The sequence below is a fragment of the Angustibacter sp. Root456 genome, from assembly GCF_001426435.1.
Classification (GTDB): Bacteria; Actinomycetota; Actinomycetes; order Actinomycetales; family Angustibacteraceae; genus Angustibacter.
On the sequence record NZ_LMER01000018.1, the window covers coordinates 184,672 to 198,193 of the forward strand.

11 protein-coding genes are annotated in these 13,522 nt (G+C 72.5%); 6 read left to right on the forward strand and 5 right to left on the reverse strand.

The window, feature by feature from the left end:
- The first annotated feature begins 72 nt into the window (after nucleotides 1-72).
- Genes gabT through ASD06_RS13125 form a run of 3 tightly spaced genes read left to right on the forward strand, consistent with a single transcriptional unit; the run spans nucleotide 73 to nucleotide 4,259 of the window.
- Nucleotides 73-1,440, forward strand: a complete 1,368-nt coding sequence (gene gabT / locus ASD06_RS13115) for a 4-aminobutyrate--2-oxoglutarate transaminase (protein ID WP_056678362.1) — start codon at nucleotides 73-75, stop codon at nucleotides 1,438-1,440.
- A gap of 19 nt (nucleotides 1,441-1,459) precedes the next feature.
- The gene (locus ASD06_RS13120; protein WP_056678365.1) at nucleotides 1,460-2,575 is read left to right on the forward strand and encodes a transaminase; all 1,116 of its coding nucleotides are present in this window, start codon (nucleotides 1,460-1,462) and stop codon (nucleotides 2,573-2,575) included.
- Between the two features lie 10 nt (nucleotides 2,576-2,585).
- A complete protein-coding gene (locus tag ASD06_RS13125; RefSeq protein WP_056678367.1) occupies nucleotides 2,586-4,259 on the forward strand; it encodes an AarF/ABC1/UbiB kinase family protein in 1,674 nt (557 codons plus the stop codon).
- A gap of 15 nt (nucleotides 4,260-4,274) precedes the next feature.
- Here ASD06_RS13125 and ASD06_RS13130 read toward each other — a convergent pair whose 3' ends face one another.
- Nucleotides 4,275-5,303: an LLM class flavin-dependent oxidoreductase gene (locus tag ASD06_RS13130; protein ID WP_200942167.1), complete on the reverse strand. Its 1,029-nt coding sequence runs from the start codon at nucleotides 5,301-5,303 to the stop codon at nucleotides 4,275-4,277.
- Between the two features lie 43 nt (nucleotides 5,304-5,346).
- Complete coding sequence (locus ASD06_RS13135; RefSeq protein ID WP_056678370.1) at nucleotides 5,347-6,579, reverse strand: saccharopine dehydrogenase family protein; 1,233 nt, start codon at nucleotides 6,577-6,579, stop codon at nucleotides 5,347-5,349.
- Nucleotides 6,580-6,623: 44 nt separating this feature from the next.
- On the opposite strand from ASD06_RS13135, the gene ASD06_RS13140 reads away from it, so the two are divergent.
- Genes ASD06_RS13140 through ASD06_RS13150 form a run of 3 tightly spaced genes read left to right on the forward strand, consistent with a single transcriptional unit; the run spans nucleotide 6,624 to nucleotide 9,132 of the window.
- Nucleotides 6,624-7,286: a MarR family winged helix-turn-helix transcriptional regulator gene (locus tag ASD06_RS13140; protein ID WP_056678373.1), complete on the forward strand. Its 663-nt coding sequence runs from the start codon at nucleotides 6,624-6,626 to the stop codon at nucleotides 7,284-7,286.
- A 7-nt stretch (nucleotides 7,287-7,293) separates the two neighbouring features.
- Nucleotides 7,294-8,316, forward strand: a complete 1,023-nt coding sequence (locus tag ASD06_RS13145; protein WP_056678376.1) for a P1 family peptidase — start codon at nucleotides 7,294-7,296, stop codon at nucleotides 8,314-8,316.
- A gap of 36 nt (nucleotides 8,317-8,352) precedes the next feature.
- Nucleotides 8,353-9,132: an MBL fold metallo-hydrolase gene (locus ASD06_RS13150; RefSeq protein ID WP_157371707.1), complete on the forward strand. Its 780-nt coding sequence runs from the start codon at nucleotides 8,353-8,355 to the stop codon at nucleotides 9,130-9,132.
- Nucleotides 9,133-9,177: 45 nt separating this feature from the next.
- On the opposite strand, the gene ASD06_RS13155 is transcribed toward ASD06_RS13150, so the two are convergent.
- From ASD06_RS13155 to ASD06_RS13165, 3 genes are read right to left on the reverse strand one after another with little or no spacing between them, the layout of a single operon-like run.
- Nucleotides 9,178-10,857 carry an alpha-amylase family protein gene (locus tag ASD06_RS13155; protein ID WP_056678383.1) on the reverse strand — a complete coding sequence of 560 codons (1,680 nt, stop codon included), beginning with the start codon at nucleotides 10,855-10,857 and terminating at the stop codon, nucleotides 9,178-9,180.
- A 49-nt stretch (nucleotides 10,858-10,906) separates the two neighbouring features.
- Complete coding sequence (gene speB / locus ASD06_RS13160; RefSeq protein ID WP_056678385.1) at nucleotides 10,907-11,920, reverse strand: agmatinase; 1,014 nt, start codon at nucleotides 11,918-11,920, stop codon at nucleotides 10,907-10,909.
- A gap of 37 nt (nucleotides 11,921-11,957) precedes the next feature.
- Nucleotides 11,958-13,451 carry a CoA-acylating methylmalonate-semialdehyde dehydrogenase gene (locus ASD06_RS13165; protein ID WP_056678388.1) on the reverse strand — a complete coding sequence of 498 codons (1,494 nt, stop codon included), beginning with the start codon at nucleotides 13,449-13,451 and terminating at the stop codon, nucleotides 11,958-11,960.
- Between the last annotated feature and the right edge of the window lie 71 nt (nucleotides 13,452-13,522).

A 13,522-nucleotide genomic window follows, 5' to 3' on the forward strand; every position in this document is an offset into this window, starting at 1 on the left:
GCCGTCACTGTGTCAACGGGAAAGCTCGCGCGCCGTCACTGTGCCGTCGGCCAGGTCATTAGTCTGCAAAGCATGAGCGATCTGCGCGAGTCCGCCCCCAGCCTCTCCCTCGGCGACGAGGCGGTGCCCCAGCGCCGCCAGCTGGTGACCGAGATCCCCGGCCCCCGGTCGCGAGCGCTGCACGAGCGCAAGAAGGCGGCCGTGGCCGACGGTGTGGGCACGACGCTGCCCGTCTACGTCGAGCGCGCCGGCGGGGGCGTCATCGTCGACGTCGACGGCAACTCGCTCATCGACTTCGGCTCCGGCATCGCCGTGGTCAACGTCGGCAACGCCAACCCGCGCGTCGCCGCCCGGGTGCAGGCGCAGGTCGCCCAGTTCACCCACACCTGCTTCATGGTGACGCCGTACGACGGCTACGTGGAGGTCTGCGAGGCCCTCGCCCGCCTGACGCCCGGCGACCACGCCAAGAAGTCGGCGCTGTTCAACTCCGGTGCCGAGGCCGTCGAGAACGCCGTCAAGATCGCCCGGGTCGCCACCGGCCGTGACGCCGTCGTGGTGTTCGACCACGCCTACCACGGCCGCACCAACCTCACGATGGCCATGACCGCCAAGTCGATGCCCTACAAGCACGGCTTCGGCCCCTTCGCCGGCGAGGTCTACCGCGCGCCCATGAGCTACCCGTTCCGCGAGGCGGCCCCGATCACCGGCGAGCAGGCCGCTCAGCGCGCGATCTCGATCATCGAGAAGCAGGTGGGCGCCGACGAGGTGGCGTGCGTCGTCATCGAGCCGATCCAGGGTGAGGGCGGGTTCGTCGTCCCCGCGAAGGGCTTCCTGCCCACGCTGGCGGCCTGGTGCCGCGAGAACGGCGTGGTGTTCGTGGCCGACGAGATCCAGACGGGCTTCGCCCGCACCGGCTCGATGTTCGCCTGCGACGACGAGGGCGTCGTCCCCGACCTCATCACCACCGCCAAGGGCATCGCCGGTGGCCTGCCGCTCGCTGCGGTGACCGGCCGGGCCGAGCTCATGGACGCCGTCCACGTGGGTGGCCTCGGCGGCACCTACGGCGGCAACCCGGTGGCCTGCGCCGCCGCGCTCGGCGCCATCGAGGCGATCGAGAGCGACCACCTCGCCGAGCGCGCGCAGCACATCGGCGAGGTCATGCTCGAGCGGCTGCACACCCTGGCCGCCGAGCACCCCCAGATCGGCGACGTCCGCGGCCGCGGGGCGATGGTGGCCATCGAGCTCGTGACCCCGGGCACCACCGACCCCGACCCCGCCGAGGCCGGGCGGATCAGCGCCGCCTGCCACCAGCAGGGAGTCGTCACGTTGACCTGCGGCACGTTCGGCAACGTGCTGCGCTTCCTGCCCCCGCTGGTCATCAGCGACGAGCTGCTCACCGAGGGCCTCGACGTGATCGCGGCCGCGGTGGCCGGGCGATGACGACCGGGGTGGCCGGGCGATGACGACCGGGGTGGACGCCGGGCGCCTGGCCGCCCTGCACCAGCGCGAGGTCGAGCGGTTCATCGCCGAGCGGCCCCAGTCTGCCGCGATGTTCGAGCACGCGAAGGAGCACCTGCACGGCGGCGTCCCCATGTCGTGGATGGCCAAGTGGCCCGGCCCGTACCCCGTGTTCGTCCAGAGCGCGCACGGCGCGCACTTCACCTGCGTCGACGGCATCGACCACGTCGACCTGTGCCTCGGCGACACCGGGGCGATGGTCGGCCACTCCCCCGACGCCACCGTCGCGCGGGTGCGCGAACAGGTCGAACGCGGCATCACCGCCATGCTGCCAACCGCCGACGCATCCGTTGCCGCAGAAGAGCTCTCACGCCGTTTCGGGCTGCCGCAGTGGCAGTTCACCCTCTCGGCGACGGACGCCAACCGGCACGTGATCCGCTACGCGCGACACGTCACCGGGCGGGCGAAGGTGCTCGTCATCGACTGGTGCTACCACGGCACCGTCGACGAGACCTTCGCGACGCTCGACGGTGACCAGGTGGTGCCGCGGCGCGGCAACATCGGCGCCCCGGTGCCGCCGTCCGAGACGACGGTCGTGGTGCCGTTCAACGACGTCCCCGCCCTCGAACGGGCCCTGGCCACCGGCGAGGTGGCGTGCGTTCTGCTCGAGCCGGCGATGACGAACATCGGCATCGTCCTGCCCGACGACGGCTACCACCAGGCCCTGCGGCGCCTCACGCGCGAGCACGGCACCCTGCTGGTGATGGACGAGACGCACACGCTGTGCGCCGGCCCCGGTGGCTGCACGGCCGCGTGGGGGCTCGAGCCCGACGTGGTCGTCGTCGGAAAGACGATCGGGGCCGGCATCCCCGCGGGTGCCTTCGGCTTCACCAGCGAGCTGTCGGAGCGGATCCGGCGCTCGGTCGAGCTCGAGGACATCGACGTCGGCGGGATCGGCGGCACCCTTGCCGGCAACGCGCTCTCGCTCGCCGCAGTGGCCACGACGCTCACCGAGGTGCTCATGGCGCTCATGAGCCCGGCCACCACCGAGGCGGACGTCGACCGGCACACCGAGGCTTTCGCCGAGTGCGCTGGCGAGCTGTTCGCAACGCAGTAACCTCCGGGGCGTGCAGCTCAACCCGCGCCACGTCGGCCGCTACCGCCAGATCGCGATGCTGCTGCTGCGCCACGGCCGCGGCGACCTCGTCAGCAGCTCCGGACTCGACGACATCCTGAGCCCGGACGAGCTGCCCCCCGGCGACGTCGCAGCCGCCGAGGGCCTGGCCAGTGAGCTCGAGGCGATGGGACCGACCTTCGTCAAGCTCGGGCAGCTGCTGTCGTCGCGCGTCGACCTGCTGCCGCAGGCGTACACCGACGCGCTCGCCCGGCTGCAGGACGACGTCGAGCCGTTCGGTTTCGACGAGGTCGAGCAGATCGTGAGCAGCGAGCTGGGCGTGCGGCTGTCGCGGGCGTTCTGCCGGTTCGACCACGTGCCGATCGCCGCCGCCTCGCTCGGCCAGGTGCACCGCGCGGCCATGCGCGATGGTCGCGAGGTGGTCGTCAAGGTGCAGCGGCCGGGCATCCGCCAGCAGGTGCTCGACGACATGGAGGTGCTCGGCGAGATCGCGGGCTTCGTCGAGGCCCACAGCGAGACCGGGCGCCGCTACGCCGTCGCCGACCTGCTCGAGCAGTTCCGCAAGTCACTGGTCGACGAGCTCGACTACCAGCGCGAGGCGCGCAACCTCGTGCTGCTGCGCGACCTGGTGAGCGAGCGACCTCTGATCGTCGTCCCGTCGCCGATCGAGGACTACACGACCAGTCGCGTGCTGACGATGGACTACGTGCCCGGCAAGAAGGTGACCGACCTCGGCCCGCTCGGGCGGCTCGACCTGGACGGCGCCGGGCTGGCGGACGCGCTCATCGGCGCGTTCACCCAGCAGGTGCTCGTGGCGGGGGTGTTCCACGCCGACCCCCACCCGGGGAACGTGCTGCTCACCCCAGACGGGCGCCTGGCGCTCATCGACCTCGGCATGGTGGGCCACATCCCGGTGCCCATGCGCGACCAGCTGATCAAGCTGATCATGGCGCTGCTCTCGGGGCGACCGGACGACGTCAGTCGGGTCGCGCGCACCCTCGGCACCGAGCTGCCCGGCTTCGACGAGCTCGCGTTCGAGCGGTCGGTGACCGACGTCGTCCTGCGGGCGACCCAGACCTCGATCGCCGACCTCGACACCGGCGCCGTCATGCTCGAGCTGGCGCGCCAGTCGGCGCGCGCCGGGCTGCAGCTCGCGCCCGAGCTGTCGATGCTCGGCAAGGCGATGCTCAACCTCGACCAGGTCGCGCGCACGCTCGACCCGACGTTCAGCCCGCAGCAGGCGCTGCAGCGGCACACCGCCGAGGCGATGCGGGCCGGCATGAGCATGTCGCCGGCCAGCGTGATGGCCGGCCTCATGGAGGCCAAGGAGTTCGTCGAGGCGCTCCCCGGCCGGGTCAACCGGGCGATGGACGCCGTGGCGAGCGGTCGCTTCGAGATGCGCGTGAAGGTCTTCGACGAGACCGAGTTCCTGCGCGGGCTGCACAAGCTGGCCAACGTCATCGCCGCCGGGCTCGTGCTGGCGGCGCTGATGATCGGCGCGGCCCTGCTCGCGCGACCGGGAGTCGACGGCCCGACGGTGGAGAGCCGGATCGCGCTCGCGGTCTTCGTCGTGTCGGCCGTCGGCGCGTTGGTGCTGCTGGCGCGCATCGGCTGGCAGTCGCGGCGCGTCCAGGCCTCCGACCGGCACGCCGACCGCCGCTCCTGACCGCCAGCACCCCGCTCAGGCGAGCGAGAACGCCCCGGCGAGGAGCTCGTAGGACCGCCGCCGCTCGGCGGGGTCGTGGATGTTCGTGGTCACGATGAGCTCGTCGGCGCCGGCGCGCTCGGCCCGCCGCAGCAGCTGCTCGCGGACGGCGTCCGGGGTACCGACCGAGACGAAGCGGCGACCCGACGCGGCGAGGTCGCGCTCGGCGTCCGTCCACGGGTGGGCCGCCGCCTCCTGCGGGCTGGGGAACGGCCCGGGCCGGTTGCTGCGCAGGCGCACCATCGACAGGTCGTGCGCGCGGGCCAGCTGCTCGGCGCGCTCCTCGGTGTCGGCGACGATGGCCGCGACCGCGAGGATCACGCGCGGCTCGGTGGGCGCACCGGGCCGGCCCGAGGGGCGGAAGGACTCGCGGTAACCGTCGACGGCCTCAGCCGGGTCGACGCTGCCGAAGTGGCCGGCGAACGCGAAGCCGGTGCCGAACGCCGCCGCCGCCTGACCGCCGTACAGGCTGGAACCGAGGATCCACACCGGCGGCAGCGGGACGTCGTCCGGCATGGCCCTGATCGCCGCGAACGGGTGGTCGGGCGCGAAGCCGTCGACGTAGGCGATGAGCTCGGCGTACTGCTGCGGGAAGTCGTCGGCCGTCAGTGCCTCACGGCTGCGGCGCAGCGCGAACGCGGTGAGCTGGTCGGTGCCCGGCGCCCGGCCGAGTCCGAGGTCGATCCGCCCGGGGTGCAGGCCCTCGAGCACGCGGAAGGTCTCGGCGACGGTGAGCGGCGAGTGGTTGGGCAGCATGATGCCGCCCGAGCCGACCCGGATGGTGCGCGTGGCCGCAGCGACAGCCGCCATGAGCACTGCGGGCGACGAGCTCGAGACGCTCGGCAGCGAGTGGTGCTCGGCGACCCAGAACCGCTTGTACCCCAACGACTCCGTGGCCTGGGCCAGCTCGATGGTCCGGTGCAGCGCGGACGACGGCACGCTGCCGGACGGCACGGGCGACAGGTCGAGTACGGACAGCGGCAGGCGGGCGGCGTCGGAGGTCACGACGGTGCCAGCGCAGGCCGCCTGCCGGGCATTCCCTCCCGGCTCAGGCCGGCGTCTGCTCGCGCAGGCCCCACGGTGACCCGTAGCCGTCCCGCAGCAGGTCGAGGAACGGCACGGCGTCGAACGCCTCCGGCCCCAGGACGCCGGCCCCCGACCACGCGCCGCTCGCGAGCAGCTCGAGCGCCACCACGGGGTTCACCGCGGTCTGCCACACGACGCACTGGGCGCCGTACTCGCGCATCGACCACTCGTTGTCGACCACGTGGTAGAGGTACACCTCGCGCGGTGCGCCGTCGGTGCCCGTGCCGGTGACCCACAACCCGGCGCACGTCTTGCCGCGCATGCGGTCGCCGAGCTGGGCGGGGTCGGGCAGGCAGGCGGCCACCACGTCACGCGGGCTGACCTCGACGCCGCCGACGCGCACCGGGTCGGTGGAGTCCAAGCCGAGCTTGTGCAGCGTCTTGAGCACCTCGATGAACTCGTCGCCGAGCCCGTACTTGAACGTCACCCGCTGCGCCTCGAGCCAGCGCGGCATGAGGAGCACCTCCTCGTGCTCGACGTTCACGCACTCGACCGGCCCGATGCCCTCGGGGAAGTCGAACACCTCCGGCTCGCTGAAGGGGGCCGTCGTGTACCAGCCGCGGCCCTTCTCCCACACCACCGGCGGGTTCAGGCACTCCTCGATCGTCGTCCAGATCGAGAACGACGGCGCGAAGTCGTAGCCCTCGACCGTGAGGTTGCTGCCATCGCGCGTGCCGAGCTCGTCGATGCGGCTGAACAGGTGGTCGCTGGCGTAGCGGGCGAAGACGTCGGAGAGGCCGGGCTCGACGCCGATGCCTACCAGCGCGAGGCGGCCCGCGCCGTCCCACTGCGCCGCCGCGTCGAACTGCTCGTCGCCGAGCTTCACACCGGTCTGCGCGTGCGGCTGGTCGGCGTGCGGGTGCGACAGGCTCATCGCCATGTCGAGGTAGTCGGCGCCGGCGGCGAACGCCCCCTCGAACACCGGCATCACGAAGCGCGGGTCGACGGCGTTCATCACGTGCGTCACGCCGTGCTCGCGCGCCAGCGCGGCCACCGACTGCGCGGACGACGCGTCAACGCGGGCAGCGACGAGGCGCTGCTCTCCGGGATGCCGCTCACGCACGGCCGCGACGGTGCGCTCGGCTCGGGCGAGGTCGTAGTCGCTCACGACGAGCAGATCGAAGAAGTCCCGACGGGCTGCGATGCGGGCGAAGGCGTCACCGACGCCTCCGGAACCGACGAGGAGGATGCGCATGGCACCACCGTACGAGGGCCGGCCGAGGCCGGTAACCTGCTTACATGACGACGCCCAGCGTGGTCCACGACGAGGAGGGGTACCCGTTCGTCGTGCCGGACGGCGCGGTTCGGCCGGGGCCCGATCCCCTTGCGGCAGAGCGGGCGTACGCCGGAAACCTGCTCGCCGCACTCTCCCGCACGGTCGACGACCGGAGCGACTTGGCCACCCGCGCCGTGCTGGGCCGCACGCGCCACGCGGCCGCAGCCGTCACGACGCTGCTGTGGTACCCGGACCGGCCGGTGGGCTTCCTCGCCGAGCGGCTGCGGATCAGCCCACCGGGCGCCGTCCAGCTGGCCCAGCGGTTGGCTGACGACGGCCTGGTCGAGCGGGTGCCGGCGGCGGACGGCCGGGTGACGCTCCTGGCATTGACTCCCGCCGGTGAACGCGTCGCGCTCAGGGTGCTCGAAGCGCGCAGAACCGTTGCCGCGCAGGCCATCTCGGCCCTAGACGACGCCGGGCTCGCCGGGCTGGTGCCGGCACTGGAGGCGATGCTCGGCGCGCTCACCGACGACCTGCTCACCGGTGAGTCCATGTGCCGGCTGTGCGACGAGCTGGCGTGCCCCGACGACCGGTGCCCGGTGGAGCGAGCGGAGCCGGCGCCACCGTCGCGTCGCGGCCTGGGGTACGGCGTCCCGCGGCACGCGGCCGGAACCGGCGAGGCATGATGCGGGCATGAGCGCCCGCACCGGAATCACCAACTCGCTGGTCGACGTCGGGGGTCTCGCCGTCGGCCACGCGACGCACACGGGTGACGGCTGGCTGACGGGTGCGACCGTGGTGCTCGCGCCGCCGGGCGGAGCCGTCGCCGGGGTCGACGTGCGCGGCGGTGGGCCGGGCACGCGCGAGACCGACCTGCTCGACCCGCGCAACGCGGTCGACCGCGTGCACGCCGTGGTGCTCACCGGCGGCAGCGCGTTCGGGCTCGCGGTAGCCGACGGCGTGATGGCGCACCTGGAGCGGCACGGCATCGGGTACGAGGTCGGCCCAGGCGGCCCTCCCGTGCCGATCGTGCCCGCCGCGGTGGTGTTCGACCTCGGCCGAGGCGGCGACGTCGCCCACCGACCGGACGCGGACTCCGGCGTGGCCGCCTGCGAGGCGGCGTCGTCCGAGGCGGTGGCGGAGGGCCTCGTCGGTGCGGGCACGGGCGCCGTCGCCGGTGGCCTCAAGGGCGGCGTCGGCTCGGCCAGCCAGGTGCTGGACGACGGCACCACCGTCGCCGCGCTCGTCGTGGTCAACGCGGTCGGCTCGGCGTTCGACCCCACCAGCGGTGAGCTGTGGGGAGCGCGTCACCTGCTGCCCGACGAGGCGGCGGTCGGCTCCCCGGATCTCGTTGCAGTGCAAGGGTTTCAACAGGGGCTGATGGCGCAGCGGGCGGCCGCCGTCGCCGGTGCGACGACGCTCGTCGTCGTGGCCACCGACCGAACGCTCACCAAGGCCCAGTGCGCCAAGGTGGCCGGTGTCAGCCACGACGGGCTGGCCCGTGCGATCTCGCCGGTGCACACGATGTTCGACGGCGACACCGCCTTCGCGCTGGCGACGGGTGAGCTCCCTGCGCCCGGCCCGTTCGAGCTGCACGCGGTGCTCACGGCAGCCGCCGACTGCACCACGCGGGCCGTCGTCCGCGCGGTGCTCGCCGCCGAACGCACCACTACGCCTGCGGGTACGTGGCCCGCGTACCGTGACCTCCTGCGCTGACGGACAGCGCCCGACCCCGTGATGGAGCCTGCCCCCATGCACCTCACCCTGACCCACGTCGGCGGCCCGACGACGCTCGTCGAGCTGGGCGGCCTGCGGCTGCTCGTCGACCCCACCTTCGACCCGCCGGGCGAGTACCGCGCGCCGTCGGGGGCCGTGCTGCGGCGCACGGCGCCCGCCGCGCTGACCGCGGCAGCGGTGCTCCCGGTCGACGTCGTCCTGCTCTCACACGACCAGCACGCTGACAACCTCGACCCGTCGGGCCAGGCCCTGCTCGCGCAGGTGCCCGTAGCGTTCTCGACACCAGAGGCCGCTGAGCGGCAGCCCGCGGTGCACGGCCTGGCGCCCTGGGAGCGGGCAGTGCTCGAGCGCCCGGACGGCGGCGCGCTGGTGGTCACTGCGGTGCCGGCGCGGCACGGACCAGAAGGCTGCGAGCCGAAGACCGGCACGGTCACCGGCTTCGTGCTGAGCGGTGCCGGCTTGCCCACCGTGTACGTCTCGGGCGACAACGCCGCCGTCGAGCTCGTGCACGAGATCGCCGAGCGGGTGGGCGAGATCGACGTCGCGCTGCTGTTCGCCGGGGCGGCGCGGACGCCGTCGATCGACGCACCGCTGACACTGACGGCCGCCGACGCGGTCGAGGCCGCGCGCCTGCTGGGCGATGCGCTGGTCGTACCCGTGCACGCCGACTCGTGGGCGCACTTCAGCGAGGGCGTCGACGACGTCGTCCGCGCCTTCGTCGACGCGGGGCTCGACGAGCACCTGCGCGTGCTCGATCCGGGCGTCCCCACCCCCCTGGCGCTGCGGCCCCTCTAGGCGCGGTGACCCCTTTAGGCGCGGTGACCCCTTGAGGCGGGCCGCTCAGATGAGGCGGCGGCTACCCGGCTCGACGACCCGCAACCAGCGGTAGCCGTAGCCGTCGAGCCGGACGTCGACCCGCCCCTTGGCGTCGGGCCGCAGGCCGCCGTCCTGCAGCAGGTCCATCAGCCGGTGGCCGTCGCCGCAGCCCTCGACTCGCAGCGGCACCTCCACCGCCTCGGGTGACAGGTTGTGCAGCGCCACCATGGACGCGTCGTCCCAGGTGCAGCGGTGCGCGAGCACCGAGGCGTGCGGCTGGTCGATCACCTCGAAGTCCGCCCAGCCCAGCTCGGGGCACTCGCGGTAGCGGCGGATCAGCAGGGAGACGAACCCCAGCATCGACTCGGGGTCGGTGCGCTGGTCGGCCACGTTCACGTGCTCCGGCGCGTAGCCTCCCTCGACCACCGGCCGCACCAGGCGCCGGCGCTGCGCCTGGGAGAACCCGCCGTTGGGTTCGCTGGTCCACTGCATCGGCGTCCGGACGGCGAGCCGGCCCGGCACCGAGAGGTCCTCCCCCATCCCGATCTCCTCGCCGTAGAACAGCGCCGGCGTGCCAGGCAGCGAGAACAGCAGGCTGTAGACCATGCGAATGCGGCGCGGGTCGCCGTCGAGCATCGGTGGTACGCGGCGACGCAGCCCGCGGCCGTAGAGCTGCATCTCGGGCTCGGGCCCGAAGGCGGCGAAGACCTCCTCGCGCTCGGCGTCGCTCAGCTTGTCGAGGGTGAGCTCGTCGTGGTTGCGCACGAACGTCACCCACTGGCAGTCGTCCGGGATCTGCGGGCGCTGGGTCAGCGCCTGCGCCAGCGGGCGCGCGTCCTGCCGGGCCAGCGAGAGGTAGAGGTTCTGCATGCTGATGAAGTCGAACATCATCGTCAGCTCGTCGCCGGCGTCACCGCCGAAGAACTCCAGCTGCCCGTCGTGCGGCAGGTTGACCTCGCCGAGCAGCACGCCGTCGCCGGTACGCCGGCTCACCACCTGGCGCAGGGCGCGCAGCCAGTCGTGCGGGTCGCCCATGCGCCGACGGTCCTGCTCGCTGATGTTGTCGACGCCGATGAGGAACGGCACCGCGTCGACCCGAAAGCCACTGACGCCCAGCTCGAGCCAGAACCCCATCATCTTGGCGATCTCGTCACGCACGATCGGGTGGGTGACGTTCAGGTCGGGCTGCCAGCGGTAGAAGTGGTGCAGGTACCACTCGCCCGTGCGCTCGTCGAGCTCCCAGATGCTGTCCTCCTGGTCGGGGAAGACCACCTGGTCGGAGGTGTCGGGCGGTGGGTCGGCGCGCCAGACGTAGTAGTCGCGCAGCGGCGAGTCCAGGCTGCGCCGCGCCTCCTTGAACCACGGGTGCTGGTCGGAGGTGTGGTTGACGACGAGGTCGATGATGACCCGCATGCCGCGGTCGCGCGCCGTGCGCACCACCTCGACGAAGTCGCCGTGCGTTCCCAGCCGCCGGTCGACGCCGTAGAAGTCGGTGATGTCGTAACCGTCGTCGCGGTTCGCCGTCGGGTAGAACGGCATGAGCCACAGGCAGGTGACGCCGAGGTCGGCGAGGTAGTCGATGCGCTGCGCCAGGCCCGGGAGGTCACCCTGGCCGTCGTCGTTCCAGTCCATGAACGTCTGGACGTCCAGGCAGTAGACCACGGCGGTCTTCCACCACAGGTCGCTGGTGTTGGTGATCCTCATGCGGGCGCCTCCTGGGTCTGCACCCACCGTTCCTAGCGCGGCTGGGCCACTACCGCCCGTCGAGCAGCGGGAGCGAGGGGTCCCACGGCGTGCCGCCTGCTGCGTCGCGGCGCCGCCGGGCGATCGCGCTCAGCGCCTCGAGCACCACGCGGTTCGCCAGTGCCGCCGTGATGTCGGCGTGGTCGTACGGAGGGCTCACCTCGACGACGTCGACCCCCACCACCGGCAGCTCCAGGCAGATCCGGCGGACGGCGTCGAGCAGCTGGCGGGCGCTCAGGCCCCCGGGCTCAGGGGTGCCGGTACCGGGAGCGTGCCCGGGGTCGCAGACGTCGATGTCGACCGAGAGGAACACTCCCTCGCACTCGTCGGTGGCGATGGTGAAGGCCTCGGTGAGGCAGTCGTCGAGGCCGCGGTGCACGATCTCGGTCATCTCGTACGAGCGCATCGACTGCCCAGCCATCCAGTCGAGCGTCTCGGGCGGCGGCCAGTAGCCGCGCAGCCCGACCTGGAGGAACCGGTCGCCGCGCAGCGCGCCCGACTCGATGAGCCGGCGCATCGGCTGGCCGTGCCCCCACAGCGAGCCGAACTCGATGTCGCCGGTGTCGGCGTGGGCGTCGAAGTGGATCATCGAGACCCGACCGTGGCCGAGCACGTTCGCGACGCCCTTGGCGTCCGGGTAGGCGATGGAGTGGTCGCCGCCCAGCACCACCGGGATGGCACCGGCTCGGGCCACCTTCTCGACCGCCGCCTCGAGCGCGGGCAGCGCCGTCTCGATGTCGCCGGAGTACATCTCGACGTCGCCGGCATCGACCACGCGCAGGTCCTGCAACCCGTCGGTGCGCAGCGCCAGGCTCGGGCGCGAGCCGTCGTGCGGCAGGTAGTCGGTCATCCGGATCGCCTGCGGGCCGAAGCGCGTGCCGGGGCGGTGTGACGTCCCCCCGTCGAACGGCGCGCCGACGATCACCACGTCCGCCCCCTCGTAGGTGGAGGGGTCGTCGAGGTCGCAACGGTCCACGCCGAGGAACGTGACGTCAGGACCGAACTGCGCGCCGTACCGGGTCATGGCCTCACCCTAGTTGGGCCCCTCCACCGTGGCGGGGTCAGGTGTTCTGGGGGAACCCGAGGTTGAGGCCGCCGTGGCTGGGGTCGAGCCAGCGCGAGGTGACGACCTTGCCGCGCGTGAAGAACTTGATGCCGTCCTCACCGTAGGCGTGGCTGTCACCGAACAGCGAGTCCTTCCAGCCGCCGAACGAGTACTGGGCCACCGGCACGGGGATCGGCACGTTGACGCCGACCATGCCCACCTGCACCTCGTTCTGGAACCGCCGCGCGGCACCCCCGTCGTTGGTGAAGATGGCCGTGCCGTTGCCATAGGGGTTGTCGTTGATGAGCGCGAGGCCCTCGTCGTAGGACTGCACGCGGACGACCGACAGCACGGGCCCGAAGATCTCGTCGGTGTAGACGCTCATCTGGGGCGTGACGTGGTCGAGGAGGGTCGGCCCGAGCCAGAAGCCCTCGGCAGCCCCGTCGACCTCGTGGCCGCGGCCGTCCACCACCACGGTGGCGCCCGCCTCGCGGCCCGCGTCGATGTACGACGCCACCTTGTCGCGGTGCTGGCGGGTGACGAGCGGACCCATGTCGCAGCCGCGACGGCCGTCACCGATCTTCAGCGTGGCCATGCGCTCGCGGATGCGGGCGATGAGGTCGTCGGCGACGGGCTCGACGGCGACGAGCGCCGAGATCGCCATGCACCGCTCACCCGCCGAGCCGAAGCCGGCGTTGACGGCGGCGTCCGCGACGAGGTCGAGGTCGGCGTCCGGCAGCACGAGCATGTGGTTCTTGGCGCCCCCCAGGGCCTGCACGCGCTTGCCGTTGCGGGTGCCCGTCTCGTAGACGTAGCGCGCGATGGGTGTGGAGCCCACGAACGAGACCGCTGCGACATCGGGGTGCTCGAGCAGCCGGTCGACGGCCACCTTGTCACCGTGGACGACGGTGAAGACGCCTTCCGGCAGACCGGCCTCGGCCCACAGCTGAGCGATCAGCAGGGACGCCGAGGGGTCCTTCTCGCTCGGCTTCAGCACCACGGCGTTGCCGGCGGCGATCGCCACAGGCACGAACCACAGCGGCACCATGGCCGGGAAGTTGAAGGGCGAGATCACCGCGACGACGCCGAGGGCCTGCCGGATCGAGTAGACGTCGACCTTGGTCGAGACGTTCTCGCTGAAGTCGCCCTTGAGCAGATGCGGTATGCCGCAGGCGAACTCGACCACCTCGAGGCCACGGCTCACCTCGCCAGCGGCGTCCGAGAGCACCTTGCCGTGCTCGGCCGTGATGGCGGCGGCGATGTCGTCCTTGCGCGCGGCGAGCAGCTCGCGGAAGGCGAACATCACGCGCGTGCGGGCCGTGAGCGAGGTGTTGGCCCAGACTTCGGCGGCGGACGCCGCGCTCGCGACGGCCTGGTCGACCGTCGCCGCGTCGGCGAGGTCGACGCGTCCGGTGACCTGACCGGTGGCGGGGTCGAAGACGTCCCCGCTGCGCTCCGTGGTGCCGCCGTAGGGCTTGCCGTCGATCCAGTGCGTGATGCGCGTCGTCATGCGTCCAGTCTGGGCGGAACGCGACGCCCTTCGACCCGACACTGTGTCGGCTAAACCCGGCCTGTACCCGT

Coding starts and splice junctions, on each gene's coding strand:
- ASD06_RS13155 (WP_056678383.1), bottom strand. CDS start 10,857: ATGAGGATCACCAACACCAGCGACCTGTGGTGGAAGACCGCCGTGGTC.
- ASD06_RS13165 (WP_056678388.1), bottom strand. CDS start 13,451: ATGACGACGCGCATCACGCACTGGATCGACGGCAAGCCCTACGGCGGC.
- ASD06_RS13135 (WP_056678370.1), bottom strand. CDS start 6,579: ATGCGCATCCTCCTCGTCGGTTCCGGAGGCGTCGGTGACGCCTTCGCC.
- speB (WP_056678385.1), bottom strand. CDS start 11,920: ATGACCCGGTACGGCGCGCAGTTCGGTCCTGACGTCACGTTCCTCGGC.
- ASD06_RS13150 (WP_157371707.1), top strand. CDS start 8,353: ATGCACCTCACCCTGACCCACGTCGGCGGCCCGACGACGCTCGTCGAG.
- ASD06_RS13145 (WP_056678376.1), top strand. CDS start 7,294: ATGAGCGCCCGCACCGGAATCACCAACTCGCTGGTCGACGTCGGGGGT.
- gabT (WP_056678362.1), top strand. CDS start 73: ATGAGCGATCTGCGCGAGTCCGCCCCCAGCCTCTCCCTCGGCGACGAG.
- ASD06_RS13120 (WP_056678365.1), top strand. CDS start 1,460: ATGACGACCGGGGTGGACGCCGGGCGCCTGGCCGCCCTGCACCAGCGC.
- ASD06_RS13140 (WP_056678373.1), top strand. CDS start 6,624: ATGACGACGCCCAGCGTGGTCCACGACGAGGAGGGGTACCCGTTCGTC.